Here is a 24,525-nt window from a genome sequence, read left to right on the forward strand (position 1 = left end):
CTCCATGCACCGCAGGCCAGAAGACGTCCCGACCATGCTCTTCGACTGGGGCTCGATCAAGTGGCACGTCACCCCCGCGACCGTGCCGGGCGCGTCGTCCACGTTCGGCGAGGTCGTGATCAACCCCGACCGGGGGCACGACCGCCACCTGCACCCCGCCTCCGACGAGGTGCTCTACATCATCGAGGGGGAGGGGCGGCAGACGGTCGGCGACGAGCCCGAGTTCGCGGTGAAGGCGGGCGACGCCGTCTACATCCCGATGGGGACGCTGCACTCGACGTTCAACACCGGGTGGCGGCCGCTGCGGATCATCGCGACGTACACGCCTGGCGGGGAGGAGGAGGCGCTGCGCGAACTGCCCGGCTTCGTCGAGCTGCCGCCGGGTGAGCATCCGAGCTGGGCGGTCAAGCTGGGGTGACCCGCACCGCACGCCCCGCTCCAAGCCGTCCCTACCGGTCACGCTCGTACTCGTCGGCCGTCACGTACGTGATGCCCAGCTCGGGCAGGCGGGCGCGCAGGCCGTACCGGTCGAGGCCCAGCTCGCCCTTCTCGAACGCCTCCCGCGTCGCCGCCTCCTTGGCGGCCCGCGCGGCGGCGGCCTCGATGCCGCGCTCCAGGTCGGCGCGCGGGCACACCAGCACGCCGTCGTCGTCGGCGATCACCGCGTCACCCGGCCTGACGAGCTGCCCGCCGATCGTGACCGGCACGTTCACCGCGCCAGGCGTCGCTTTCACCGTTCCCTGCGCGCTGACGGCGGAGCTCCACGCCGGGAAGCCCATGGCCCGCAGTTCGGCCACGTCGCGCACGCCTGCGTCGATCACCACGCCGCGCACCCCCCGATGCCGCAGCGCGGTCGCGAACAGCTCGCCGAACATGCCGTCCGTGCACGGCGACGTCGTGGTGACCACCAGCAGGTCGCCCTCCTGGCACTGCTCGACCGCCACGTGGATCATCAGGTTGTCGCCCGGCCAGCACACCGCCGTGACGGCGTTGCCGCCCGTCCGCGCTCCCGGCCAGGCGGGGCGCAGGCCGGGGCCGAGGTAGCCGGTGCGGCCGAGCGCCTCGTGCACGGTCGCGACGCCGTACGCGGCCAGCGCGTCGACCCTGTCGACCGGCGAGCGCGGGATGCCGGTGACGACCACGTTCCTCATGCGAGCACGTCCGTCACCTGCGGGTACAGCCGCATGTACGCCTCGCCCATCGTCGCGTGCGGCAGCCCCAGGTTGGGGCCGGCGTTGCGCTTGAGCTGCACGCCCCTGCGCTTGGCGAGGTCGGTGTAGTAGTCCCACATGTGCTGCTGGGCCGGCAGGCACTCCATCGCCTTGCGCTTCTTGTCGAACACCGGCGTGATGTCGAGCAGCACGTCCGGTTTGAAGTCGCACTGCTCGGGCTGGTGCGGCTCGAAGAAGAACACCGGCGGCGCGCCCAGCGGCTCGCCCGGCGCGTCGTAGCCGGCGGCCTGGGCGAGCACGCGCGCCTGCAACGCCATGCGCGCCGCGGCCGGGTGGTCGCCGTTGTACGGGTCGGCCGGCGGGTGGGTCAGGACGACGTCGGGCTCGAGGTCGCGGTAGACGTGTACCAGCCGGTCCACCAGCTCGCGGCTCTCCAGCAGGGGGTAGTCGCCGGCGTCGAGGAACTCGATCTCGGCGCCGAGGGCGGCGGCGGCGTTCTGCGCCTCCTCGCGGCGGATCGCCTTGATCTCCTCCAGCGAGTGGCCGGCCCGCCACGCCTTGGCGGACTCGCCGCGCTCACCGAAACTGAGGCAGACCACCTTGGCACGCTCGCCGCGGCTGGTGGCGAGCGCGATGGCACCGGCCGCCCGCCACACGAAGTCGCCGGCGTGGGCGCTGATCACCAGAAGGGTACGGGGTGTGGTCACGCGCCGACGCTAAGAGCCCTTGCAGCGATTGTCAACACTTACCGCACCGGGAACGGCCTTGAACGCCAATTTCGCCCGTTGATGGGGAGTTCTTCGACAATATTGTCAACACTGGGAGGCTCCATGAAAAGACCCAAGGTGCGGACGCGGACGAGCAGGTCGTCGTACGGCTCCTGCGGGGCGCCGCCCAGCACAGCACCCGCCGCGTCCACGAGATGGGAGCCGCCACCCGCATGCTCGCCTCTTTGGGCGTCCCCCACACGATGACGCTCGCCACCACCGCCGCCCTCGCCGAAACCGAACGCACCGGCCCCCCGCCTCTCCCATGAGCGGACGGACCCACCGCTGAGCAACCCGGCGTCAGTCGGGGGTGGCTTCCAGGGACTTGGTGACGCTGCGGAGGTGTTGCTGCATGGCTGTCTGGGCCGCTTCCGGGTCGCGGGCGACGATGGCGGCCACGATCAGCTCGTGTTGCGGCAGCGAGACGGCGGCGCGGCCTGGTTGGCGGGCCAGGCGGAATTTGTGGCGGACCACCTGGGCGCCCAGGCGTTCGATGATGGCCGCTGACGTGCGGTGGCCGGCGATCTCGCGAACTTTGGCGTGGAGGGCGGCGTTGAGCTCGGAGTAGCGGTCGAGGTCGTTGGAGTCGACGGCGGCGCGCATCTCGGCCACCAGCCGCCGCAGCTCCCCGGCCTGCTCCGACGTCACCCGCTCGGCCGCCTTGGCCGCCGACAGCCCTTCGAGCACCATCCGTACCTCGGTGATCTCGATGGCCTCGGCCTTCGAGACGGCCCGCACCCTGGCGCCCTTGTTGCGCAGGATCTCCACCAGCCCCTCTCCGGCCAGCTCCTTGAAGCTCTCGCGCACGGCGGCGCGCGGCGCGCCGAACTGCTCGCACACGTCGGCCTCGACCAGCCGCTGGCTGGGCACGAAGCCGCCGTCGAGTATGGCGGCCCTGAGCCGGTCGGTCAGCGTCTCCCCGCGCGGGGGCTCTGGGGTCACGCGATCCTCCGGGCGTCCGTACGACACTTGTTCGACAATATTATGAACAATCCCCGGAGTGCCGGGGCCACCAACCCCCGGCGGCGCTCCCACCTGCGAGCTTGATCGTTTGACCGTGTTCTGTCGGTGACCTCCGGTAAGTTCCTCGATCAATCGATCAGCCGGCCGCACGGGTCCGGGCATTCCCGCCTGCGCTCGTGAGCCGGCCGAGGTGGGAGGTCACGACATCGTGGACGCGGACGAAACCGCGTGGGAGCAACGCAGCGTGCTACGGGTGGTCCCGCCCGTGCAGCCGCGCAAGCTGGCCAAGGTGCCCTTCGTCGAGCTGGCCGACGGCCGCCTCCAGGGCGTCGTGTCGAGCGGATCCGACATCGAGCGGGTCTACGTCTCGTCGATCACCGCCGGCACCCTCGCGCTGAGCTGCAGCACCAACAACAACCGGCCGTGCGGCGCGCTGCACGGTTACGCGTGCAAGCACATCAAGATGCTGGCCGACGAGGCGGTCGTCCAATACGGGCTCGACCGGGTGGCCCGCTACCTCCGCATCGAGGTGCCTGAGGGCGGCTCGCTCATGGCCCACGTCAACGGGCCGGTCGAGCGGACGCCGGCGGCCGTGGTGTTCAGCCGGTTCCTGCGCCACCTGGCCTACCTCGAGGTGCCCGACAGCACCGACCCGCTGGTGGAGCTGCACTGGTTCCCGGCGACGGGGGCGGTGGGCTGATGCCACTCGATTCGACGGACCCCGATGCGACGGACAGGGCGGTGCGGTGATGCTGGACGTACAGCTCGGTGAGCTGCTCGACGCGGCCCCCGAGGGCGTGGACGCGGCGCTCGGCCTGGTCGACGGCTTCGACGCGGCCCTCACGTACGGCTTCGCGCGGCTCGGCGACGAGCGCGCCGAGGCGCTGACCGCCTTCGCGGGCGCGCTGGCGGGCACCCCCGTCGGCGATCGGCTGGGCGAGGCCGTGGCGAAGGTGGCCGCGGGCTCGGTGGCCGACGAGCATCTGGCGGCGCTGGCCGGCGGCCGGGCCGCGCTGCTCGGCGCGGCGCACGACGCGCTGCTCACCCGCCTCGACGCGGCCCTGGGCCGCACCCGTGACACGGGTGACGCGGCGGGAGTGCACGCCGAGGTGGCCGACAACCTGCTGGCCGGCTGCCGGGGCTGGCTGCGCGAGCTGGCCATCGCGGGCTGGCGCGGGGTCGATCACGACCTCGTCTCCTCCGCCGACCGGACGATCGAGGCGCTGCTCGCCGAGCCGGCGCTGCGCGGGCTCGCGGTGCTGCTCGACGGGCTGGCCACGGAGCTGCGCGCGTCGTCGCCGGTCGCCACGATGGAGCGGCTGCCCGCGCGCCGGTGGGCCGACCTGTGGACGCGCGCGATGCTGCTGGCGCAGCGCGGCCCGTGGCCGGGCGAGGCCGAGGAGGTGTCGGGTCGGCTGCTGATCCTGGGCGCCGACGTCCACGAGCACGCCACCGCCGTACGCGTGCAGGTGCACGCCGTCCTGGAGCCCTCGGGGGGCGGGCCGGCCAGGCTCGTCCGTACGAGCGTGGCCGCCGCCAAGGTCGACACCATCGTCGGCCCGACCGTGTGGCGGCTGTTCGGCGGCCACCCCACGCTGCTGGCCGCGCTGGCCGGCCACCGGAGCCTCGACGTCACCGGCATGCCGCTGCTGCCGGGCGGCGACCTGATCTGGCACGACGGCCGGGCGAGCGCGGGTGACGAGGCAGATCCGCTCGCGGTGGCCAGGCTCCAGCTCGGGGTGGCGACGCCGCCCGCGGTGCCGCCGCTCGACCGGCATCCCGTACGCATCGCCGAGCCCGTCTTCGTCGAGGGCTACAAGACCGACGGCCGCGCGCTCACGCTGGGCGGCCACACGATCGCGTTCGACCTCGACCGGCTGCCCTCCTGCGGCCCGCTCACCCCCGCGCTGCTCAAGGCGTCCACGGCCTGCGTCGGGCTGCTGCACTGGGACGCCGGCCGCTGGACGCTGCAGCCGCTGGGCGTGCAGGCCACGGTGAAGAAGCAGCCGGTCGCGGCGCACACCGGCGACTGGGCGCAGGGCCCCACCGACCCCAAGGTGGTCAAGGCCGAGGCCAAGGCCGGCGACGTGGTCGCGGTGCTGCGCGAACGAGCGGGACGGCTGCTGCGCAAATGACCGATCCCACCGACCTCACCCCCAACGCGCCGGCGGTCGGCGACGGCTCACAGAGTGCCGATCAGACGCGGCGGCAGGTGCTCTACTGGCGGCTGCTGGCGCGGCTGTTCAGCCCCGACGAGGAGGCCGCGCTCGAGACGGCCAGCGTCGGCATCGTCGGCGACCTCGGCCTCCCGCCGGCGCTGCTCGACCCGGGCGTCTCGGTCGACAACCTGGTGCAGCGCTTCCCCGACCTGGCCGCCGAGTTCCAGGACCTCATGGCCGAGAAGGAGCACGGCGACGGCGACGAGGTGCGCCGGGCCGCGCTGGTGTCGAAGCTGCTGCTCAACGTCTTCGCCACGGGCTCGGGCAACGTCACCGCGACGCAGCTGGAGAGCTGGAAGTCCGACGCCGGCTGGTTCGAGAAGGGCATGGGCTGCGAGCCGGGCGGCCTGCGCCACCGCGTCGGCGACGAAGAGCTGGCCAAGGTGCTCGCCGGCATCGAGGGCGACCTGGTCAAGCGCATGCACCTGCGCGAGGTGCTGGCCGACCCCGCACTGGCCAAGCAGCTCACGCCCAGCATGTCGCTCATCGAGCAGCTGCTGCACGACAAGTCCAACCTGTCGGGCGTCGCGCTGGCCAACGCCAAGGCGCTGATCCGCAGGTTCGTGGACGAGGTGGCGCAGGTGCTGCGCACCCAGGTCGAGAAGTCCAGCGTGGGCGCCATCGACCGGTCGGTGCCGCCGAAGCGGGTCTTCCGCAACCTCGACGTCGAGCGCACGATCTGGAAAAACCTCACCAACTGGAACGAGGAAGACCAGCGCCTCTACGTCGACCGCCTCTACTACAAGCAGACCGCCAGGCGCACCACCCCGGCCCGCATGATCGTGGTGGTCGACCAGTCGGGCTCGATGGTCGACGCGATGGTCAACTGCACCATCCTGGCCTCCATCTTCGCCGGGCTGCCGAAGGTCGACGTGCACCTGGTCGCCTACGACACCAGGGCGCTCGACCTGACCCCGTGGGTGCACGACCCGTTCGAGGTGCTGCTGCGCACCACGCTCGGCGGCGGCACCGACGGCACGGTCGCGATGGCGCTGGCCAGGCCGAAGATCACCGATCCGCGCAACACCGTGATGGTGTGGATCTCCGACTTCTACGACAACCGTTCCCTGATCAACGACTTCGAGGCGATCCACCGGTCGGGGGTCAAGTTCATCCCCGTCGGCTCGGTCAACAGCTCCGGACACGCGAGCGTCGACCCGTGGTACCGCCAGAAGCTCAAGGCCATGGGCACCCCCGTGCTCTCCGGCCACATCCGCAAGCTCGTGTCCGAGCTCAAGAACTTCCTCACCTAGGAGACCCCGACAACCATGAGTGACATGCTGCGCGCACCCGCAGAGGTCAAGTACGCCGAAGAGCTCGACTACCTCGAGTCCATCGACACCGCGCCGAAGCCGTTCTCGTGGCGGCTCAGCCCCCGCATGATCCGGATCTTCATCCTGGGCTCCGAGCGGGCCGACGGCATCGACAGGGAGATCCCGCAGAAGTGGTTCGGCGACCGCAGCTTCGTCGAACGCAGCATCGTGACCCTGGCCTCCGACCGCGGCCTGCTGCTGATCGGCGACCCCGGCACCGGCAAGAGCTGGCTGGCCGAGCTGCTGTCGGCGGCGATCTGCCGTAACTCCACGCTGGTCGTGCAGGGCACCGCGGGCACCACGGAAGACCACATCAAATACTCGTGGAACGTCTCCATGGTCATCGCCAAGGGGCAGTCCCGCGAGTCGATGATCCCCTCGCCGATCATGACGGCGATGGAGCGCGGCGTGATCGGCCGGTTCGAGGAGCTGACCCGCTCGACGAGCGACGTCCAGGACGCGCTCATCTCGATCCTGTCGGAGAAATACGTCTCCATCCCCGAGCTCGACGACGACAACATCGTCTTCGCCCAGCCCGGCTTCTCCATCATCGCCACCGCCAACAGCCGCGACCGCGGGGTCAACGACCTGTCGTCGGCGCTCAAGCGGCGCTTCAACTTCGTGCGCATCCCGGTGGTGACGAACAAGAAGAGCGAGGCGGAGATCGTCCGCTTCCGTACCGAAGAGCTGCTGCGCCGGCACCAGATCGAGCTGGACCTGCCGCCCACGCTGCTCGACATCCTGCTGCAGAGCTTCGCCGACCTGCGCTCGGCGGCGGCCTCGGCCACCAGCGACGACGACAAGCTGGAGTCGGCCCTGTCGACGGCCGAGCAGATCGGCGTGCTGGAGGACGCGATCCTGCACAGCCACTTCTTCGGCGACCGGACGCTGCGCGCGCAGACGCTGGCGAGCTCGCTGGTCGGGTCGCTGGCCCGGCGCAGCCCCGAGGACCTGGCGATACTCAACAAATACTGGCACGGCGTGGTCGAGCCGCGCAGCAAGAAGGACGGCGGCGAGTGGCCGGAGTTCCTCGAGGGCGGCCGCGAGGCCATCAGCACGCTCTCATGAGCGATCAGCCCATGACCGGCCGGCAGGGCACCTTCGGTTCGCTCCGCGAGCAGCTCCTCGACGCCGCCGAGACGTTCGCCGGCGGGCCCGTCGAGGTCTCCGGCATCCTGTCCGGCCTGGTCGACGACGTCGATCGGGCGCTGCGCGAGGAGCTGGAGATCTTCCCGGTCTGCCACCACTCGCCGGCCTCGGCGCTGGCGATGGTGCGCAGGCTGCGCGAGAAGCAGCCGAAGGTCATCTATCTGGAGCTGTGCGAAGACCTGCAGCCGCTGCTCACCGAGCTGCGCAACTGCCGCCTGCCGGTGGCGGTGCAGGCGTTCGCGACCGACCTCGACGGGTTCCCGAAGACGTGGGCGCCGCTCAGCGTGGTGGCGCCCATCACCGAGGCGTCCGCCGAATACCAGGCCATCGCCTACGCGCTCGACACCCCCGGCGTCGAGCTGGTGCTGGTCGACCGCTCCACCGACCACGTCTTCCAGTGGGCGCCCGGCGAGGAGCCCACGCCGAAGGCCGAGGAGGGCGCGGGCCTGCACGGCGACGCGGTCGGCGTGGAGATCGGCGACCTGCGGCCGCGCTTCGCCGAGCTGGAGGAGCACCTGCTGCACCACGGCAAGGTGCGCCACTGGTCGGAGTGGTGGGACCAATACGTCGAGCAGCCCCTGTCCGGCGCAGACTACGACACCTACCGCCAGGTCATGGTGCTGATCGGCAGCCTGTTCCGGCGGCTGCGCCCCGAGGGCGACGCCCGCCTGACCGTGGACGAGGACCGCGAGCGCTACATGTGGACCAGGATGCGCGAGCACCTGGCCGCCTCCGGCGCCGACCCGGCCGACTGCCTCTACGTCTGCGGCGCCTTCCACGCCGCGAGCCGGGTCGAGGAGTTCGGGCTGCGGTCCACGGCCACGTTCGAGATCAGCCCCCGCACCGGCACGAAATGGCTGTACGGGCTCATCCCGTCCAGCCACTCGGCCATCGAGGCGCAGTTCGGGCTGGCGCCGGGCTCGGTGTCGATCGCGGCGGCGACCTGGAACAAGGTGCTGACGCGGAGCAAGCTGACCCCGTTCCAGCTCGCCGGGCAGAAGGGCGCGCGCAAGCGCCAGGTCAAGCTGCCGCCGCCCGCGCCGCAGGGCGAGGTGGCCGACAAGCTGACCGGGTTCCTGTCCAGGCCGCCGGCGCTCGACCCGCTCGACGAGGCCGAGCTGCTCGGCTGGTCGGTCGACATCGTCCGGCTGGCCCGCCGCAACGGCTACCTCGCCAGCACCGCCGACGCGATCGCGGTCTACGAGACCTCGATCCTGCTGGCCGGCATGCGCAACCGCGCCAGGCCGACCCCGTACGACTTCCAGGACGCCGCCGTCACCTGCATCGAGAAGGACGTCGTGCCGGGCCGTCGCGACGTTCGGCGGCTCTGCGAGATCCTGCTCGGCGGCGACAAGCTCGGCGAGGTCGGCTACGACGCGCTGCCGCCGCTGGCCAGAGACGTCTACGACCGGCTCGCGCCGCTCGGGCTCGACCTGGAGAAGCGGACGATCCAGCGGGCGCTGCTCGACCTCAACGCGGAGCCCGAGCTGCGGCCCTGCTCCGACCTGCTGTGGATGCTGCGCTACCTGCTGCCGTCCGACGCGGTGCGGCCCATCATGGGGGAGCGGCGCCTCGGCGAGCGCTCGATCCAGGAGAGCTGGGACCTCGCGTTCGGCAAACACCAGCGCTCGATCATCGAGCTCGGCTACGAGGGCGTCACCGTCGAGCAGGTGGTGGAGCAGCGGCTGCGGCGCTCGGTCTGGGACCAGAAGGCCACCGCCGCCGTCGCGCTCGCGGCCGTCGAGGACGCCATCCTGTTCCTCGGCAGCCGCCGCTTCGCCGACGAGCTGGGGGCGCGGGCGGTGGAGCTGCTCGCGTCCGAGCGGACCGTGGACGACGCGCCCGACGTGCTGCGCCGCATCCGGCGGCTGCTCGCCCACTACCGGGCCACCGAGCCCGAGCTGCCCGCGTGGTGCGAGGCGTTCGTGACGGCCGGCTACGCCCACTACTGCACGCTGCTGCCCACGGCGTTCGTCGACGACGACACCGGTGTGCGGCAGGTGGGGGCCATGCTGGGCTTCCTGTTCTCCATGGAGAGCCTGGCGCTCTCGCTCGGCTGCGAGCGGGCCCAGCTGGAGCTCGCCGTGCGGCAGTCGCACCCCGAGTCGCCGGCCAAGGTGGCGCTGCTGTGGGCCGCCCAGCACCAGCTCGGCCTGCTGCCGCCGGCCGCGCTGCGGTCGCGGTGCGACGAGCTGCTGGCCAACCCGCTGGTGATCCCGTCCTTCCCGCAGTACATCATCGGGTTCGTCCAGGCCCTTGAGCCGGTGCCGGCGTTGTCGGGGTTCGTGGTGGAGGTGATCTCCAAGGCGTTCGGGCGGCTGCCGGACAACGTCCTGCTGCCGTGGCTGCCGAAGCTCATCACCGCCCTGCGCGCCGGGGCCGCCGAGCTGGTGCCGGTGCTGGTCCGCGAGGCGGGGCGCACGTTCCCCGGCTCGCTGACGGCAGTCGACTCCTGGGTGCCGCCGTGGACCGCCCGCCCCAAGCCGGCCGTGACCGCCGCTCCGGTGGCGGCCGGGCCGGTGGCCGAGCTGCTGCGGACCCATCCCGCGGCCTGCGACGCCGTGGCCGGGGTGCTGGGCTGCTCGGGCGCGTGGGCCGCGCCCGGCGAGCCCGCCGGTGATCCGCGCGTGGCGGCGCTGCTCGCCGCGCACCCGGAGCCCGCGCTGGCGGTGGCCGGGCTGCTGGGCTGACGGTCAGGGGGCGGGGCGGCAGGTGGTGCCGGGCGGGGGCAGGCGCAGGTCCGTCAGGTAGGCGTTCGCGTACGCGATCGTGCACGCGTCCCCCGTCAGGTAGAGCCCGTGCCCGGGGCCGTCGAAGCGGACGGTCCCCGAGCCGGGCACCCGCCGTACGAGGTCGGCCGTGTCCGCGTAGTCGGTCCACGTGCCCGCGCCGAGGAACGGCGGCAGCCCTTCGGGCAGGGCCCGCGCCGGGTTCGTCACCGGCGTGGGCCAGCCCGCGCACCCGAGGCGGTGCCACAGTTCGGCCCCGGCGAGGTGCGTCCGCGCGCCGATCGCCCGCACACTCCGGTACTCGGCGTAGCCGGCGAAGCGCAGGCCGTCGGGGCACTGGGTGGCGTTCATGCCGACGAACGATGGCGGCTTCAGGCTGCCGACGCCCGCCCGCACGTACGCCGCGAACCCGCCCGCGTCCCCGCCCTCCGCCTGCCTGATCGCCTGGGCGAGCTGCCGCCAGCGCGGGTACTCCGGCGCCGGTCCAGGACCGACCAGGTGCGGCATCGCGGCCACCTGAAGATCGAACCCGCTGTACGTCACGCGCTCACCCTCGACCGGCAGCGGCCGGCGGTCCGCGGCGGCCACCAGCTTGCGCCAGCGCGCCCCCATGCCGTCCCCGCACACGTCTCTGGCCTTTTCGCACCAGGCCAGGAAGCGCAGGAACTGGGACTCGTACGTGCCGGACCGGTCCCTTGCCTCCGACGCCGCGTCGCGGAGCTGGTTGACCGCGCCGTCCAGGTACATGGCCCGGACCCTTGCCGGGAACAGGCGGGCGTAGGCGATGGCGGGGACGCCGCCGTACGAGGTGGCGAGGAAGCTCAGCCGCTCCTCGCCGAGCGCCGCCCTCACCGCCTCGATGTCGCGCGCCACCGACGCCGAGTCGAGGTGGTCGAAGAACACCGGATCGACCCGCCTGCACTCCTGCGCGCTCGCCCGCACCCGTGCGGCCTGCCGCGCGTACGCGTCCGGCGTGTCCGGCTTGGCCAGCCACGGGCCGGTGGCGAAGCAGCGCTGGGGCAGGCGGCCGTACGTGGTGGCGTTGCGCGGCTCGAAGCTCACCACGTCGAACCGTTCGCGCAAGGCGGCGAAGCTGCCCCGGTAATAGGTGAGGTCGTCGATCCCCGACCCGCCAGGGCCGCCGGGGACGCTGAACACCGTGCCCACCCGCCGCCCGGTGGCGGGCAGCCTGGCCACCTTCAGCGTGATCGTCCGGCCGCGCGGGGCGTCCCAGTCCAGCGGCACCTCGACGGACGAACACCGCAGATCGCTCGGCCGCTCCTCGCCGTCGCAGGGTCCCCAGCTCGGCTCGCCCGCCGGAGTGGTCGTCAGTGCGCCGAGCAGGGCGCCGATCACCAGTACGTTCATGCCTTCACGATGACCGCCGCGGACGCGGGTTTCGATCGCGGCACGACCCGTCCCACCAGTAGTGCGAGCACTACCGTCAGCCGAAGAGGCGGGCGAGGGGCCTGATCCGGCGCAGGACCAGCCAGTCGAGGAGCAGGACCGCCGCCATCGTGATCCCCGCCAGCGGGAACAGCAGCCCGAGCACGGCCATCACGGCGATCAGCCCGTACGCCGTCCTGCGGTCGGTGGGCCGGGCCGGTGCGCCCAGGCGGCCACGGGGGCGGCGCTTCCACCACATCCAGGCGCCGGTGACGATCAGCGTGACGAGCGTCAGGCAGGCGCCCAGCATGAGCAGCAGGTTGGCGGTGCCGTAGCGGCGGCCCTCGTGCAGGGCGACCCCCTGCTCGACGGCCTTGGCGATGACGCCGTACTCGTTCCAGCCGTACGACACCAGGACCCGCCCGCTGTACTGGTCCACGTGCAGCGTCTGGGCGTCGGACGGGTCGCGGCGCGGGTCCGTCACCACCGTGTAGACGCCCTTCGGATCGTCCGGCAGCAGGATCTTCAGGTCGCACTCGTCCGGCGGGCACGACCTGATCGCGGGCCGTGCCGCCGCCAGGGCGGCCTCGAGGGGCAGGGCGCCGTCTCGCAGCACGCCGTGGGTGGTGCCGTGGCCGGCGTGCCCGTCCTCGGACGGCGGGACGGGCAGCCGTTCCGCCGCCCACGGGACCTTGGCGTCCGGGTTGGCGGACAGGTCGCCCGAGGTGTGCGGGTAGTCCTCGGCGCTGGGGTACGTGGAGCCCGTACGGTCCTGCAGCCTTTGCAGGCCGTCACCCCACACGCCCGACCACGGCAGCCCGGACAGGACGAGGAACACGACCACCGCGCCCCCGCCGACCCCCGCCCACGTGTGAACCTTGCGCAGCCTGCCCCGGCCCCTCCTGGGTCTGCGCGGGCCTGGCTTCCTGCGGCGGGTGCTCCACCACAGGTACGTGCCGGTCGCGACGAGGATCAGCGACCAGCAGGCGGCGGTCTCCACGGCCCGGTCGCCGACGGTGCCGGCCATCAGCTCGCCGTGGATCGTACGGACGACGCGCATGAACGTCCTGCCGTCGTCCACCTCGCCCAGCACCGCCGCCGTGGCCGGATGCACGTAGACGGAGACGCCCTCGGCGAAGGGCCCCGTCTCGGTGCCCTGGAGGATGACGCGGGTGCTGCGGTCGGGTGACATGGGCGGGATGACGGACATGACCGGCGCGCCGGGATGCGCCCGCTGAGCCGCCGCGATCTGCTCCGACAGCGGCCGGGCTTGGGTGACGGGCTCGCTGAGCGTGCGCACGTCGTGCTGACGCCATTCCTCGAACGGCTCCTTGAACAGGTAGATCGACCCGGTGACGGCCAGGACGAGCAGCACGGGCGCAACGAAGATCCCGGCGTAGAAGTGCCACCGCCAGACGGCCCGGTAGCGCTGCGACGCGACCGGCCGCGCCGGCTCGGGCCCTGCTCCGGTCGGTGTGGGACGAGTCTCGATCGATGTCATGGGGGGCTCCCTTCCGGGGGCGCTTTCGTGGGTACGGCGACGGCACGCCGGGGGCGCGAGGCGGCCACAGCGTGGAGGCCGTGTGACGATCGGCCTGGTGCGCGAGGCGAGCACGGCACCGGCGAGATGCGGGGAGGCAGGGGACACCCGCGGTCGTGTGTGTTCGTGGACGTGACCTGGCGCCTCACGATCGCCATGGCCTGAAGGTGCTGCGAACCGCACTGGGGTGCCGATCACGTGGCGATCACGCGTCGCACATGGCACCTTGCGCACCAGCGCGCTCACCAGGTGGCGCGGTCACCAGGTGGTGTGGTGAGCACGCCGCGCGGTGCTCAGAACGCTTGCGTCACGACGACGCGTCAGGGCGGGGTGGCCCTCGGCGGCACAGCGTCCAGGCCAGGGCCTGGGGTGTGAGGGGGCCGAGGGGAGCTGTGGCGAGGAGGGCCGGGCGGCGGGCGGGGACCGGGGGCGCGGGGTCCCAGGTGGTCAGGAGGGCCCAGAGGCCGCGGAGAGAGGTGGCCAGGAGGTGGAGGATCGTGGCCAGGGTCGTCTCGCCCCGGTCCAGCCACCACGCCGACAGCACCGCCACCACCACGTGGGCCAGCAGCATCCCGACACTCGCACTGAGGCCGCCCCCGTGGTGGGCGACGAGCGCGGAGGCGTCCGTGGCGTGCGCGTGGAGGGCGGGTGGGGTGGTGGTGAGGAGATCTTGTACGGCGTGGGGGGTGGTGGTGAAGAGCTGGTGCATGCCGTACTGGGCGGTGAAGGAGGCGGCCAGCAAGGTGCGGCGGGAGCGGCGGCGGCGGGTGAGGAGGAAGGCCCCGGCGCCGGTGATCACCGTTGCGGCCAGCACCGTGCCGAATCCCGCTACCGGACCTCCGGCCAGGACGTGCATGGCGAGGGCGGTGAGCACGCAGACGACCGCGAACACCGTCGTACGCAGCCCGCGCAGGCCGGTCCCCCCGGCCTGCGCGGTGTCCCTGCTGCCGATGCCGCATCCTCTCTTGCCGGGGTTCATGCGCGATCACCGCTCACATGACGAGATACGGCGGTCGCCCGGCCTCGGTTCAGGCGGATGCGACGAACTTTCGCGTCGTCAGGTCAGCCCGGCGCTGTAGACGGTGTTGGGCGGGTGCCCGCCGAAGAGGCGGGTGACCGTGACGAAGCGGTAGCCGCGCTTGGACAGGGCCTTCAGGATGCGGGGCATCGCCCGCACCGTCGACGGGTGGATGTCGTGGAAGAGGATGACGCTCCCCGGGCGTACGGACCTGACGGCCTTGCGGGCCACCTTGGCGCTGTCGCGGTGCCGCCAGTCCAGGGTGTCCACGCTCCACAACACCATCGGCCGCCCGGTCAGCCGGCTGACCGCCGCGTTGACCGCCCCGTACGGCGGCCGGACGAGCCTGGGCACCACCCCGATGGCCGCCTTCACCACCCGGTCCGTACGCGCGAGCTGCGCCCGCACCCCGGCGGCCGGCAGCTTCGTCAGGTCGGGGTGCGACCAGGTGTGACTGCCGATCTCGTGCCCCGCCGCGTACGTCCTGCGCACGATCCCCGGGTTCGCCGCCACGTTCTGCCCGACGACGAAGAACGTCGCCTTGGCCCGGTACGCGGCCAGGTGCCGCAGCAGCGCGTCCGTGTACGCCCCCGGCCCGTCGTCGAAGGTCAGCGCCACGCACTTCGCCCGCCGGCAGTCCACCGGTCTGGCCCTGGCCGACACCCTCACCACCCTCACCACCGAGGCGGGTGAACCGGCCACGCGGGACGCCGTGGCCGTGCCGGCGGAAAGGCCGGACGTCGTGGTGACGGACGCCGGGACCTCGGATGCGGGCGACGCCGTGCCGGCGTGGCCCGGGACCGCGGATCCGGGTGACGCCGGGCCGGAATCGACGCTCCTGTCCGTGGTGCAGGCCGTCGTCAGCGAAGTCGTCAGCAGAGCGGTCAAGGTGAGTGCCCCCGCCGTCGCCCGTAGCGCGCCGATCTTCATGCCGTATCCCCCTTCGCGCACCGCCCCCGGTGCGTCCCCCCATGAGCGCGGGACCGTTCCAACGGGTTGGACTCCCGCCGTCCACTCATGGTTCGCGCGAAGACCGCCCGCGGATGAGGGCGGCGACCCGGCCGGAGCAGGTGCGGGCTCGACAGGTGGCCGGCGCTGGTCTTCTCTCTCGACCCATCGGGGTCGGGAGGGGAGCCCTGGCATGCCCGCGATCCGACGATCCGTCGTCGCCCTGATCACCACGGCGGCGCCGGCCGTGGTCCCCGCGGAGGGCCGCCCCGGGGAGGCCGGGGCGGGGGGTCAGTTGAGCCAGGAGCGCTGGAGTGCGCGGCGGACGCGTTCACCGGCCGGCGGCGGCACGTCGCCGTCCGGTGCGGCGGGCGGTAGCGCGGGTGGGGAGCCGGGTTCCAGGACGGCCTGCTCCTCCTCGGTCACCGGGCGCTCGATCTCGGTGAAGCCGCCGTCGGGCCCGCGTACGATCACCCCGGTCTCCACCCCGTGCGCGAGGGTGTGCCGGTCGCGTAGCTGCAGGCCCAGGCAGATCCGGTGGGTGACGACGTACCCCAGCACGGGCCCGGCGACGATGGCGACGCGGAAGATCCAGGTGGTCGCGTTGAGCGAGATGTGGAAGGTCGAGGCGATCAGGTCGTTGCCGCCGGCCAGCCACAGCACGCCGTAGTAGACGATGCCCGCGACCCCGAGCGCCGTCCGCACGGGCACGTCGCGCGGCCGGTCGAGCAGGTGGTGCACGGCACGGTCACGGGTGACCCACCGCTCGGCGAACGGATAGAGCGCCAGCGCGGTGAACAGCAGGCCGGGCGCGCCGAGCGCCGGGATCAGCACGCTCATCGTCACCGTGGAGCCGAAGACGGTGAACTCCCACGGCGGCATGATCCGCAGCGCGCCCTCCAGGAAGCCCATGTACCAGTCGGGCTGGGAGCCGGCGCTGACCGTGCTGGGCAGGTAAGGCCCGTACAGCCAGATGGGGTTGATCTGGAACATCGTGGCGAGCAGCGTGATCACCCCGGTCACCCACAGGAAGAACACTGTCGTCTTCGCCAGGAACGCGGGGAAGAACGGCGCGCCGCGCACCTGATCGTTGCGCAGCCCCTTGGCGCGGAACTGGGTGTGCGTCTGCCGCCACGTCAGCACCACCGCGTGCAGCGGGAGCAGCACGAGCAGCAGCGCGGGGATCAGCAGCACGTGCAGGCTGAAGAGGCGGGCGATGATGTCCTCGCCGGGGAACTCCCCGCCGAACAGGAACATCGCCAGGTACGTCCCCACCAGCGGCACCGAGATGATCACCCCGTGCAGGATGCGCAGCCCGGCCCCGGACAGCAGGTCGTCCGGCAGCGAGTAGCCGAACAGCCCGTTGATCAGCACCAGGGCGAACAGCGTCACGCCGATCAGCCAGTTGAGGTCGCGCGGCTTGCGGAAGGCGCCGGTGAAGAAGTTGCGCAGCAGGTGGATGACGATGGCGCCGAGGAAGATGAGCGTGGCCCAGTGGTGCATCTGCCGCATCAGCAGGCCGCCGCGCACCTCGAAGGTGATCTCCAGTGACGACGCGTACGCCTCGCTCATCGTGACGCCGTGCAGCGGCACGTAGCTGCCGTCGTAGACGACCTCCTGCATGGACGGCTTGAAGAAGAACGTCAGGAAGACGCCGGTGAGCAGGATGACCACGAAGGCGTATAACGCGATCTCGCCCAGCAGGAACGTCCAGTGGTCGGGGAAGACCTTCCGCATCGCCTTCTTCAGAAACCCGGCCCCGCCGAGCCGGTCGTCCAGCGCCCCGGCCAGTGAGCTGCCCTTCATCGCCACTCCGCATGCGTCTTGTCCGGACCCTTATGGACAAGACGGAGCAGGGGCCGCGAATGTGACACTCACCGGCCGGCGAATGTCGTTCTCTCAGGCGAAGCGTTCGACGGTGACGGGGATGAGGCCCTGCTCGCGCACCGCCTGGCGGTGGTGGTGGAGCAGCGCGCCGAGCGCGGTCACCGGGCCCGAGCCGAGGCGCGCGGTGACGTCCACGCACCAGGCGATGCCCGCGCCGATCCGGCGCAGCTCCCAGGTGAAGCCGTGGCCGCCCGCGTCGGCCGAGGCGGCGCCGACCACGCGCGGGTCGCCGGTCGGCTCAAGCCGCAGCGCCGTACGCGCGTTCTCCAGGCCGTCGGCGCCCAGCTCGCCGGCGAACAGGATGCGGTAGCGGCGCGCTCTGGAGCCGCCGAGGTTGAGCGGGGCGGTGGTGGGCAGCGTGCGGCGCTCCTGGAAGAGCGTGCGCAGCCCGGCCTCCTCCGGCAGCGCGCCGCCGCCCATGCGGGCGAAGGCGTCGTACGCCTCCTGCCTGCTGACCGGCATCACCCGGCCGCGCAGCGCGCGGTCGGCGCGGATGGCGCGGCTCAGCTCGGCGGAGGAGGACCAGGCCCCGTTCTCCGGTCTCCACTCGGCGCCGTCGATTCCGGCCGCCGTGTAGTCCTCACACAGGACGAACTCCTCCACCAGGAGCCCTGCGGGCGTGCGATCGCCCGCGGTCGAGGAGATCAGGTAGTAATCCACCGGCCCATGATTGTGCCCGGCGGATCGCCAGATCAAGATCATTCACTCGCGCCGCGCGCGCCGTGGCCGCATGTCCGGGCCCAATCCGGGCAGGAGTCCGCCTGATCTCCGTAAACGGTCTAATGTGGATATTTGCCTTATGTCAGGCACGGGAGGCATCGACGATGCGGAACGGCCGGACCGCGACCCTCGCCCCATCACTCACCGCCGCCGCCATGGCGGCGCTGCTCACCCTCGCAGGCTGTACGTCGTCCGGCGGCGGCCCCGGCCCGCGCAGCGGCCCGCAGAGCGGACCCCAGCAGCAGGGCCCCGTGGCCAAGCTGGCGATCACCCCCGCCGACGGCACGAAGAAGGTCGCCCCCGACACCGGCATCGCGGTCAAGGTGAGCGCCGGCAAGGTGACGAAGGTGGCCGTGGCCGACGCCAAGGGCCGCGCCGTCAAGGGCGCCATGGGTGACGACGGCACCTGGCGGCCGGCCTGGCCGCTGCGGCCCTCGACCACGTACACGGTCAGCGCCCAGGCCACCGGCACCGACGGCAAGCAGGTCGGCGGCACCTCGACGTTCACCACGCTCAAGCCGAAACGGGTGCTGGAGAGCGGCATGGCGCCGCTCGACGGCGAGAAGGTCGGCGTGGGCATGCCCGTGCAGCTCCTGCTCTCGCAGCCGATCACCTCGCAGAAGGCCAGGGCGGCGATCGAGCGGTCGCTGGTCGTGCGCATGTCCAAGCCGGTCGAGGGCGCGTGGAGCTGGGTGAGCGACCGCGAGGTGCAGTTCAGGCCGCGGGAGTACTGGCCGGTCGGGCAGAAGGTGACCGTCGTCGCGCACCTAGCCGGGCTGCGCGCCGGCTCCGGGCTGTGGGGCACCAAGGACCGCAGCCTGACGTTCACCGTCGGGCCGGAGCACATCACCAAGGTCAGCGGGAAGACCCACAAGGCGGTCGTCCGCGAGAACGGGAAGGTCGTCAAGACCATTCCGGTCAGCCTCGGGCGGCCGGGCGACGACAGTTATTCCGGCGTCATGATCGCGCAGGAGAAGGCGGCCGACATCGTCATGGATTCCGCCACGATCGGCGAGCCCGGCGAATATCGCATCAAGACCAAGTGGAACGTGCGCATGACGTACAGCGGCACTTTCTTCCACGCCGCCCCCTGGTCCACCGGCGCGCAGGGCAGCTCGAACGTCAGCCACGGCTGCGTGAACGCCAGCCCCGCCAACGCCCGCTGGTTCTACGACTTCACCCAGCGCGGCGACATCATCGAGGTGACGGGCACGTCCAGGAAACTCCAGTTCGGCAACGGGCCGACGCCGTGGGCCAAGTCGTGGGAGGACTGGCTGGCGGGCAGCGCGCTCGGCAAACCGGTGAACGGATAGGCCGCGGTTTTCAGTACGTGTTTCAGTAAAGGACACAATCAGGAATCCTTTGTCGGCCTCTACCGCTTTCGCACAGAGCGGCGAATTACCATGAGGGCACAACAGGAACGCCGTCCCGTTCACGGGAGCTGGTATCGGGTGCCTGAAGACGGAACCGGCCGGGGGCTGATCCGGCTCCCGACCCTCGCGCTGTGGCTGCTCGTCTGGCTGCTCAACTGCTACGAGTTCCTGGTGACGTTCTGATCTTCTGGGGACCACCAGGCCCGACTCGTACGCGAAGACGACCAGCTGGGCCGGTCGCGGACGCCCACTTGACCATCGACCTGCTCACGTCTGGCGGCTGACCGGCGACTTCCCTCGTCCCGTGCACGTGCCGGCCCGCTTCGACGGGCACCGCGCGCACGTGCATGCTGCATGCCCCACCTCGGAGCACGAGGACATGGCGATGATGGCCGACTTCGAGGTGATATGAGCAGATGCCCCCTCCCGATCGACCCGTCGAACTATTAAGTTGATCTCATAGGCGACCATTCATCGGATGACTCGTTTGACGGAGCTAGGAGCAGGCATGCAGATCGTACGGTTCACCAGCCCACTGACCAGCGCCGCCGCAGTAGGAATCGACGACGGCGAGCAGGTGGTGGAGCTGGCCGGGGTCACCACCGTCGGCGAGCTGCTCCGACTGTCCTCCGATGAACTCACGGAGCGGTGCGCGTCCGCCGACGGCCCCCGCCACCCCTCCGGCTCCGTCGCCCTGCTCCCGCCCGTGGACGGCCGCATGGAGGTGTGGGCCGCGGGCGTCACCTACCGGCGCTCCCGCGAGGCCAGGGTGCTGGAGAGCGAGCGCGCCGCCGACGTGTACGAGCTGGTCTACGACGCCGAGCGGCCCGAGCTGTTCTTCAAGTCGGTGGCGTGGAAGGTCTCGGGCGACGGCGGCCGCATCTCCGTCCGCGAGGACTCCGGGATCGACGTGCCGGAGCCTGAGCTGGGTCTCGTGCTGAACGCGGGCGGCGAGATCGTCGGCTACACGGTCGTCGACGACGTCAGCTCCCGCACCATCGAAGGGGTCAACCCGCTCTACCTGCCGCAGGCCAAGATCTACCTCGGCGCCTGCGCGGTCGGCCCCGGCATCAGGCCCGCCTGGGAGGTCGCGGACCCGTACACGCTGGACATCGCGCTCACCATCGTCAGGGGCGGCGAGACCGTCTGGGACGGCAAGGCCAGCACCTCCCAGCTCAACCGGCGGCTCGACGACCTCGCCGGCTACCTCTACCGCGCCGACGCCTTCCCCGACGGCGCCGTGCTGGCGACCGGCACGTGCCTGGTGCCCGACCTGCCGTTCACGCTCCAGGACGGCGACACCGTCACGATCGGCATCTCCGAGATCGGCACGCTCACCACCGGCGTGGTGCGCGGCCTGGACGCGATGCGCTGACGCTTCGCCGGGCCGGTGCCGGGGGACCGCTGCCAGGGGACCGCTGCGGGGGGACCGCTGCCGGGGGGCCGCTGCGTGGCCCTTGCCGCGGCCTGCGCCGAACAGCCGGCTCAGGGGTCGGCGACGATGGCCGCGGCGGCGGCGCGCAGGCTCGCCGCCCGGCGGCGCAGGTTGTCGGCGGTGGCCAGGCAGGAGTCCTCCAGGTCGGCCACCTCGCGCCTGAGCCTGACCACCTGGCTCAGGTACCGCTGCGCGGCCGGCCCCGTCCAGTACGACTCGCAGTCGCCAGGACGCGCCGGGATGCCGTCGAACGCGCCCGCGAGCCCCCTGGCGTACCGCATGAACGCGGCGGCCAGCGACTCCTTGTCGGCAGCCTCGCGGAGGAGCTGGTGCTTCGTCGCCATCGCGGGTCAGCCGCCCTCGGCGGCGGTCCGGCCGCCCGGGGTGCCGATGACGGTGGCCCAGGCGCGCTCGCGCAGCCCGTCGGCTCCGACGCCGGGCTTGAGCGCCTCGTGCAGCGCGGTCGCGAGCGCCTGGGCGGCGGCCGGGTCGGCGGTGGCGGCGCCCAGCAGGACACGCGACTCGCGGGGATGCTCGGCCAGCAGCTGCTGGAAGGCCAGCGGGTTGGCGGCGTACGGCCGGAGCAGGTCGCCGGGGCTCCAGCCGGTGTCCTGCGGGCGGTTCAGCAGCGTGGTCGCGACCCGGTTGAGCACCGTGCCCGACTGCTCGGCGCCCGTGACCAGGGCCGTCAGCGCGCCCGCCGGGGCGGTCGCCACCAGCTCGTGCCAGGCGTCGCCGAGCCGCCCGGTGCGCTCCGCGCTCGCGTACGCCTGCGCCAGCGGCCCGCCGTGCCCTTCGAGCAGCCGGGTGAACGTCTCGATGCCGAGCGCGGAAAGCAGCGCCGTCGCGTACGCGGGGTCGCGGACCTCGCCCTCGACGGCCGCGACCGCCGCCGCCACGTCCCCACCCTCCCGCTCACCCGTCCGCTCACCTTCCCGCTCGTCCTCCCGCTCGTCCTCCCGCTCGGCGGCGAGGATCGCGCGGGCGGCGCTCTCGGCGGCCTGCCTGGCCTCGTGCTCGGCCGTGAAAGGGAACGTCGCGGTCAGCATGCCGCGCTCCCGCACCGGTACGAGCTGCTCGATCGTGTCGATGCGCCACCGCAGGTCCTGCTGGGAATCGTGGAACAACACCCAGGCGCGGTGCAGGGCCGTGGTGCCCTGGCGGCCGGCCCAGTCCTGCTCCGCCTCGGCGATCGCCGTCTCGAGACCCGGCCGGGTCGCGCTGACGTACGCCTTGCCCGCCTCCATGCGGCGGATCAGTTCGTGCGCGCCACGGGGGTCGATCCCCACGAACTCCCCCATGAACTCTCCCCATCGGTGCGGTAGTGCCAAGGCGGGAGTCAAGCACACGAACCGGGCAGGGCGACACGCGTTTGCCGGAACGGGAATCGGTCCGGCCGATGCCGGTCAGGCGGGGGAGTCCTCCTTCTCGCCGTCCTTCTCGCCGTCCTTCTCGAAGGAGCTGAGCGTGGGGTCGTAGTCGAGGGCGCCGATGTCGTACATCGGGGTCATCCAGTGGTAGAAGTTGTCGCCCCGCTCGCGCAGCAGGTCGTACAGCCGGCGCATCAGCCGGCGGCGCACGGGGGCCACCTCGTGGTGGGTGTAGCGGTTGCTCAGCTCGTGCGGGTCGGCGTGCAGGTCGTACAGCTCGTTGACCGACTCGGGGTTGACGATCAGCTTGTAGCGGTCGTCGCGGATCATCCGCTGCGGGTACGGGAAGTGATGGCCGTGGAACTCGGCCAGCAGCTCGCCGGGCCACTCCGGGCGCTCGCCGCGGACGAGCGGGAGCAGGCTGCGGCTGTCCACGGCCGGCCCGGTGTCGCAGCCGGCCAGGTCGAGGATGGTCGCCGTGCAGTCGGTCAGCGTGACGAACTCATCCCTGACCTGCGGCTGCTGCCCGGGGACGCGGATGATGCCGGGGATGCGGTAGATGTCCTCGTACATGGCCGGGCCCTTGTCGTGCAGGCGGTGGGCGCCGGTGAACTCGCCGTGGTCGGCGGTGAAGAAGACGGACGTGCTGTCGCTCAGCCCCAGCTCGTCCATGCGGTCGAGGATGCGGCCGATCTGCCGGTCGATCAGCGTCACGTAACCCCAGTAGACGGCGATCAGCTTGCGGGTGACCTCGATCGGGATCGTGTCGAACGTCCAGTGCGCGCTGTAGTTGCGCTGCACCGGCGGCTTGCCCTCGAACGTCTCGGCGATCGACGGCGGCAGCTCCACCAGGCTCGGGTCGTACATGTCGAAGTACTCGTCAGGCAGCAGGTACGGCAGGTGCGGCCCGAAGAAGTGGGTGGCGAGGAAGAACGGCCGGCCGCCGGCGGCGTAGCGCTCCATGTGCTCGATCGCCCTGGTCGCCAGGTAGTGCTCGAACGTGGCCTCCACCGGCTGGTGCAGCCGCGCGGCCAGCAGGTTGCCCTGGTTGCCGTTCGGCGTCGTCCCTCGGACGAGGTCCGAGATCCGGTACGGCGGCAGCCCCCGCTCCGCCAGGTAGGCGAGGTAGTCGGGATGGTCGACCGGGTTGTGCCAGCCGGGCAGGTCGGGCCCGTCGAAGCCGTAGGAGGCGGCGTTGCGGCTGGTGCCGCCGTGCCACTTGCCGATGAGCCCGAGCTGGTAGCCGCGCTCCTTGAGCGCCTCGGGGAAGGTGAAGGCGTCCTCCCGCAGGTCCTCCAGGTAACCGACGTTGCGCTCGTAGTTCGCCAGCAGCCGGTGACGGAACGGGGCCTGCCCGGTGAGCAGGCTGGCCCGCGCCGGCGTGCAGATGGCCGTCGGCGTGTAGAACCGGTCGAACCGGGTGCCGCTCGCGGCCAGCCTGTCGAGGTTGGGCGTGGCGACGTGCGGGTTGCCGTAGCAGCCCAGGGTGTCGACGCGGTGCTGGTCGGTCATCAGGAACAGCAGGTTCACTTGGTGAAGGCCTTCGTGTAGAGATCGCCGGTGTAGTACGTGGAGGGGTCGGGCCTGGACTTGAGCTGGCCGGTGCCGACGAAGAAGTCGCCGAGGCTGTTCAGCCACTTGGCCACCGTGCCGTCCTTGGTCTTGTTCACCAGGTCCTCGGTGGTCATCGTCTGGACGTTCGCCGCGTCCGCCTTGACCTTGGCCGGGTCGAGCTTGAGCAGCGCGGCGGACTCGGTGATGGCCTCCTCGGGATGCGCGGCGCGCCAGTCGTTGGCCTCCTGCAGCACCTTGATCACCTTGTTGGTGAGCGCCTCGTCCACCTCGGTGCCGCCGACGAACGCGGTCGGGAACGAGCTGTCCGGCCACTCCTTCGTACTGGCGATCTCCACCATGTCCGGCACCTGCTGCTTGATGTTGTCGATCAGCGGATACCAGATGCCGGCCCCGTCGATCTGCCCGGAGGCGAACGCCGACACCACCGTGGCCGGGTCCATCGGCACCTTCTCGATGTCCTTGACCGACATGCCGGCCTTCTGCAGCGCCAGGTTGAGCACCATGTCGCCGGACGTGCCCTCCGGCACGCCGACCTTCTTGCCCTTGAGGTCCTGGATCGTCTTGATACCGGGCCGGCCGATCACGCGGTCGGCGTACGCCAGCGTGTTGATCGCGACCACCTTGGCCTTGCCCGTGGCGGGCAGCCACATCGCGCCGGGGCCGATGTAGCCGAAGTCGAGGTCGCCCGCGCCCAGCGCCTGGATCTGCAGCGGTCCGTTGGTGAACACCTTGATCTCGGGGGTGAGCCCCTGCTTGTCCCACAGGCCCTGCTTCTCGGCGATGGCGAGCAGGCTGGCGCCGTTGTAGTCGCTGATGTAGCCGAACCTGACGGTGGAGCCGTCGTCGGAGCAGGCGGTCACGGAGAGTGCCAGCAGGCTCACCGCCGAGGCGGCCGTCAGGGCGCGGCGAAGGGAACGCATGGCCATCGGTCCTTCTTTCTGTGCTGGGGGTCCAGGCGGTT

At 71.7% G+C, this 24,525-nt stretch carries 22 protein-coding genes; 9 read left to right on the top strand and 13 right to left on the bottom strand.

The genetic code is table 11. The features are described from left to right. Positions 1-4 precede the first annotated feature (4 nt). On the top strand, positions 5-418 hold the full coding sequence (locus tag AB0K12_RS11475) for a cupin domain-containing protein (RefSeq protein WP_364558504.1): 414 nt from the start codon (positions 5-7) through the stop codon (positions 416-418). Between the two features lie 31 nt (positions 419-449). On the opposite strand, the gene AB0K12_RS11480 is transcribed toward AB0K12_RS11475, so the two are convergent. Then, positions 450-1,151, bottom strand: a complete 702-nt coding sequence (locus AB0K12_RS11480; RefSeq protein WP_364558506.1) for a 4-carboxy-4-hydroxy-2-oxoadipate aldolase/oxaloacetate decarboxylase — start codon at positions 1,149-1,151, stop codon at positions 450-452. Further along, positions 1,148-1,879, bottom strand: coding sequence for a PIG-L deacetylase family protein (locus AB0K12_RS11485; RefSeq protein ID WP_364558509.1), 732 nt, complete (start codon positions 1,877-1,879; stop codon positions 1,148-1,150). The genes AB0K12_RS11480 and AB0K12_RS11485 overlap by 4 nt, the downstream gene beginning before the upstream one ends. 101 nt (positions 1,880-1,980) lie before the next feature. On the opposite strand from AB0K12_RS11485, the gene AB0K12_RS11490 reads away from it, so the two are divergent. Continuing rightward, a complete protein-coding gene (locus AB0K12_RS11490) occupies positions 1,981-2,208 on the top strand; it encodes a DUF1932 domain-containing protein (RefSeq protein WP_364559819.1) in 228 nt (75 codons plus the stop codon). Between the two features lie 31 nt (positions 2,209-2,239). Here AB0K12_RS11490 and AB0K12_RS11495 read toward each other — a convergent pair whose 3' ends face one another. Continuing rightward, positions 2,240-2,881 (bottom strand): GntR family transcriptional regulator, encoded by a 642-nt coding sequence (locus tag AB0K12_RS11495; RefSeq protein ID WP_364558512.1) that lies wholly within the window; start codon positions 2,879-2,881, stop codon positions 2,240-2,242. A gap of 229 nt (positions 2,882-3,110) precedes the next feature. Between AB0K12_RS11495 and AB0K12_RS11500 the strand changes: the two genes are divergently transcribed. The 5 genes from AB0K12_RS11500 to AB0K12_RS11520 are packed head-to-tail and all read left to right on the top strand — an operon-like array spanning position 3,111 to position 10,273. After that, entirely contained in the window at positions 3,111-3,602 is a 492-nt protein-coding gene (locus tag AB0K12_RS11500; RefSeq protein ID WP_364558515.1) for a hypothetical protein, read from the top strand. A 49-nt stretch (positions 3,603-3,651) separates the two neighbouring features. Then, the gene (locus AB0K12_RS11505; RefSeq protein WP_364558518.1) at positions 3,652-5,037 is read left to right on the top strand and encodes a hypothetical protein; all 1,386 of its coding nucleotides are present in this window, start codon (positions 3,652-3,654) and stop codon (positions 5,035-5,037) included. Further along, a complete protein-coding gene (locus tag AB0K12_RS11510; RefSeq protein ID WP_364558521.1) occupies positions 5,034-6,374 on the top strand; it encodes a VWA domain-containing protein in 1,341 nt (446 codons plus the stop codon). The genes AB0K12_RS11505 and AB0K12_RS11510 overlap by 4 nt, the downstream gene beginning before the upstream one ends. A 15-nt stretch (positions 6,375-6,389) precedes the next feature. Continuing rightward, positions 6,390-7,502 (top strand): AAA family ATPase, encoded by a 1,113-nt coding sequence (locus tag AB0K12_RS11515; RefSeq protein ID WP_355423248.1) that lies wholly within the window; start codon positions 6,390-6,392, stop codon positions 7,500-7,502. Then, entirely contained in the window at positions 7,499-10,273 is a 2,775-nt protein-coding gene (locus AB0K12_RS11520; protein WP_364558525.1) for a DUF5682 family protein, read from the top strand. Before AB0K12_RS11515 ends, AB0K12_RS11520 begins: the two co-directional genes overlap by 4 nt. A gap of 3 nt (positions 10,274-10,276) precedes the next feature. Here the strand turns inward: AB0K12_RS11520 and AB0K12_RS11525 are convergent, their stop codons facing one another. From AB0K12_RS11525 to AB0K12_RS11550, 6 genes are all read right to left on the bottom strand, one after another. Continuing rightward, positions 10,277-11,680, bottom strand: a complete 1,404-nt coding sequence (locus tag AB0K12_RS11525; RefSeq protein ID WP_364558527.1) for an alpha/beta fold hydrolase — start codon at positions 11,678-11,680, stop codon at positions 10,277-10,279. Between the two features lie 76 nt (positions 11,681-11,756). Further along, on the bottom strand, positions 11,757-13,199 hold the full coding sequence (locus AB0K12_RS11530; protein WP_364558529.1) for a PepSY domain-containing protein: 1,443 nt from the start codon (positions 13,197-13,199) through the stop codon (positions 11,757-11,759). A 346-nt stretch (positions 13,200-13,545) separates the two neighbouring features. Continuing rightward, complete coding sequence (locus AB0K12_RS11535) at positions 13,546-14,217, bottom strand: hypothetical protein (RefSeq protein ID WP_364558532.1); 672 nt, start codon at positions 14,215-14,217, stop codon at positions 13,546-13,548. A 78-nt stretch (positions 14,218-14,295) separates the two neighbouring features. Then, on the bottom strand, positions 14,296-15,186 hold the full coding sequence (locus AB0K12_RS11540) for a polysaccharide deacetylase family protein (RefSeq protein ID WP_364558535.1): 891 nt from the start codon (positions 15,184-15,186) through the stop codon (positions 14,296-14,298). Between the two features lie 309 nt (positions 15,187-15,495). Then, complete coding sequence (locus AB0K12_RS11545) at positions 15,496-17,010, bottom strand: cytochrome b N-terminal domain-containing protein (protein ID WP_364558538.1); 1,515 nt, start codon at positions 17,008-17,010, stop codon at positions 15,496-15,498. A 93-nt stretch (positions 17,011-17,103) separates the two neighbouring features. Beyond that, on the bottom strand, positions 17,104-17,751 hold the full coding sequence (locus AB0K12_RS11550) for a hypothetical protein (protein ID WP_364558541.1): 648 nt from the start codon (positions 17,749-17,751) through the stop codon (positions 17,104-17,106). A 164-nt stretch (positions 17,752-17,915) separates the two neighbouring features. On the opposite strand from AB0K12_RS11550, the gene AB0K12_RS11555 reads away from it, so the two are divergent. Both AB0K12_RS11555 and AB0K12_RS11560 read left to right on the top strand, forming a co-directional pair. Next, positions 17,916-19,124 (top strand): Ig-like domain-containing protein, encoded by a 1,209-nt coding sequence (locus AB0K12_RS11555; RefSeq protein ID WP_364558544.1) that lies wholly within the window; start codon positions 17,916-17,918, stop codon positions 19,122-19,124. A gap of 568 nt (positions 19,125-19,692) precedes the next feature. Continuing rightward, complete coding sequence (locus AB0K12_RS11560) at positions 19,693-20,559, top strand: fumarylacetoacetate hydrolase family protein (RefSeq protein WP_364558546.1); 867 nt, start codon at positions 19,693-19,695, stop codon at positions 20,557-20,559. A 110-nt stretch (positions 20,560-20,669) separates the two neighbouring features. Here the strand turns inward: AB0K12_RS11560 and AB0K12_RS11565 are convergent, their stop codons facing one another. The 4 genes from AB0K12_RS11565 to AB0K12_RS11580 all read right to left on the bottom strand — a co-directional run bounded on the left by AB0K12_RS11565 (position 20,670) and on the right by AB0K12_RS11580 (position 24,484). Continuing rightward, positions 20,670-20,963, bottom strand: a complete 294-nt coding sequence (locus tag AB0K12_RS11565) for a hypothetical protein (RefSeq protein ID WP_364558549.1) — start codon at positions 20,961-20,963, stop codon at positions 20,670-20,672. 6 nt (positions 20,964-20,969) lie between these two features. Further along, entirely contained in the window at positions 20,970-21,920 is a 951-nt protein-coding gene (locus AB0K12_RS11570; protein WP_364558552.1) for a hypothetical protein, read from the bottom strand. A gap of 105 nt (positions 21,921-22,025) precedes the next feature. Beyond that, positions 22,026-23,519: a sulfatase-like hydrolase/transferase gene (locus AB0K12_RS11575; RefSeq protein ID WP_364558555.1), complete on the bottom strand. Its 1,494-nt coding sequence runs from the start codon at positions 23,517-23,519 to the stop codon at positions 22,026-22,028. Further along, positions 23,516-24,484 (bottom strand): aliphatic sulfonate ABC transporter substrate-binding protein, encoded by a 969-nt coding sequence (locus tag AB0K12_RS11580; RefSeq protein WP_364369156.1) that lies wholly within the window; start codon positions 24,482-24,484, stop codon positions 23,516-23,518. Before AB0K12_RS11580 ends, AB0K12_RS11575 begins: the two co-directional genes overlap by 4 nt. Positions 24,485-24,525 lie beyond the last annotated feature (41 nt).

This window comes from Nonomuraea sp. NPDC049419 (assembly GCF_040676995.1).
In the GTDB taxonomy this organism is placed as follows: Bacteria; Actinomycetota; Actinomycetes; order Streptosporangiales; family Streptosporangiaceae; genus Nonomuraea; species Nonomuraea salmonea.

Excerpts from the sequence above, each read along its gene's own strand:
- AB0K12_RS11535 (WP_364558532.1), bottom strand. The coding sequence starts at position 14,217 with ATGAACCCCGGCAAGAGAGGATGCGGCATCGGCAGCAGGGACACCGCG.
- AB0K12_RS11525 (WP_364558527.1), bottom strand. The coding sequence starts at position 11,680 with ATGAACGTACTGGTGATCGGCGCCCTGCTCGGCGCACTGACGACCACT.
- AB0K12_RS11530 (WP_364558529.1), bottom strand. The coding sequence starts at position 13,199 with ATGACATCGATCGAGACTCGTCCCACACCGACCGGAGCAGGGCCCGAG.
- AB0K12_RS11505 (WP_364558518.1), top strand. The coding sequence starts at position 3,652 with ATGCTGGACGTACAGCTCGGTGAGCTGCTCGACGCGGCCCCCGAGGGC.
- AB0K12_RS11570 (WP_364558552.1), bottom strand. The coding sequence starts at position 21,920 with ATGGGGGAGTTCGTGGGGATCGACCCCCGTGGCGCGCACGAACTGATC.
- AB0K12_RS11565 (WP_364558549.1), bottom strand. The coding sequence starts at position 20,963 with ATGGCGACGAAGCACCAGCTCCTCCGCGAGGCTGCCGACAAGGAGTCG.
- AB0K12_RS11510 (WP_364558521.1), top strand. The coding sequence starts at position 5,034 with ATGACCGATCCCACCGACCTCACCCCCAACGCGCCGGCGGTCGGCGAC.
- AB0K12_RS11520 (WP_364558525.1), top strand. The coding sequence starts at position 7,499 with ATGAGCGATCAGCCCATGACCGGCCGGCAGGGCACCTTCGGTTCGCTC.
- AB0K12_RS11560 (WP_364558546.1), top strand. The coding sequence starts at position 19,693 with ATGCAGATCGTACGGTTCACCAGCCCACTGACCAGCGCCGCCGCAGTA.
- AB0K12_RS11580 (WP_364369156.1), bottom strand. The coding sequence starts at position 24,484 with ATGCGTTCCCTTCGCCGCGCCCTGACGGCCGCCTCGGCGGTGAGCCTG.
- AB0K12_RS11480 (WP_364558506.1), bottom strand. The coding sequence starts at position 1,151 with ATGAGGAACGTGGTCGTCACCGGCATCCCGCGCTCGCCGGTCGACAGG.
- AB0K12_RS11475 (WP_364558504.1), top strand. The coding sequence starts at position 5 with ATGCACCGCAGGCCAGAAGACGTCCCGACCATGCTCTTCGACTGGGGC.
- AB0K12_RS11515 (WP_355423248.1), top strand. The coding sequence starts at position 6,390 with ATGAGTGACATGCTGCGCGCACCCGCAGAGGTCAAGTACGCCGAAGAG.
- AB0K12_RS11540 (WP_364558535.1), bottom strand. The coding sequence starts at position 15,186 with ATGAAGATCGGCGCGCTACGGGCGACGGCGGGGGCACTCACCTTGACC.
- AB0K12_RS11545 (WP_364558538.1), bottom strand. The coding sequence starts at position 17,010 with ATGAAGGGCAGCTCACTGGCCGGGGCGCTGGACGACCGGCTCGGCGGG.
- AB0K12_RS11555 (WP_364558544.1), top strand. The coding sequence starts at position 17,916 with ATGCGGAACGGCCGGACCGCGACCCTCGCCCCATCACTCACCGCCGCC.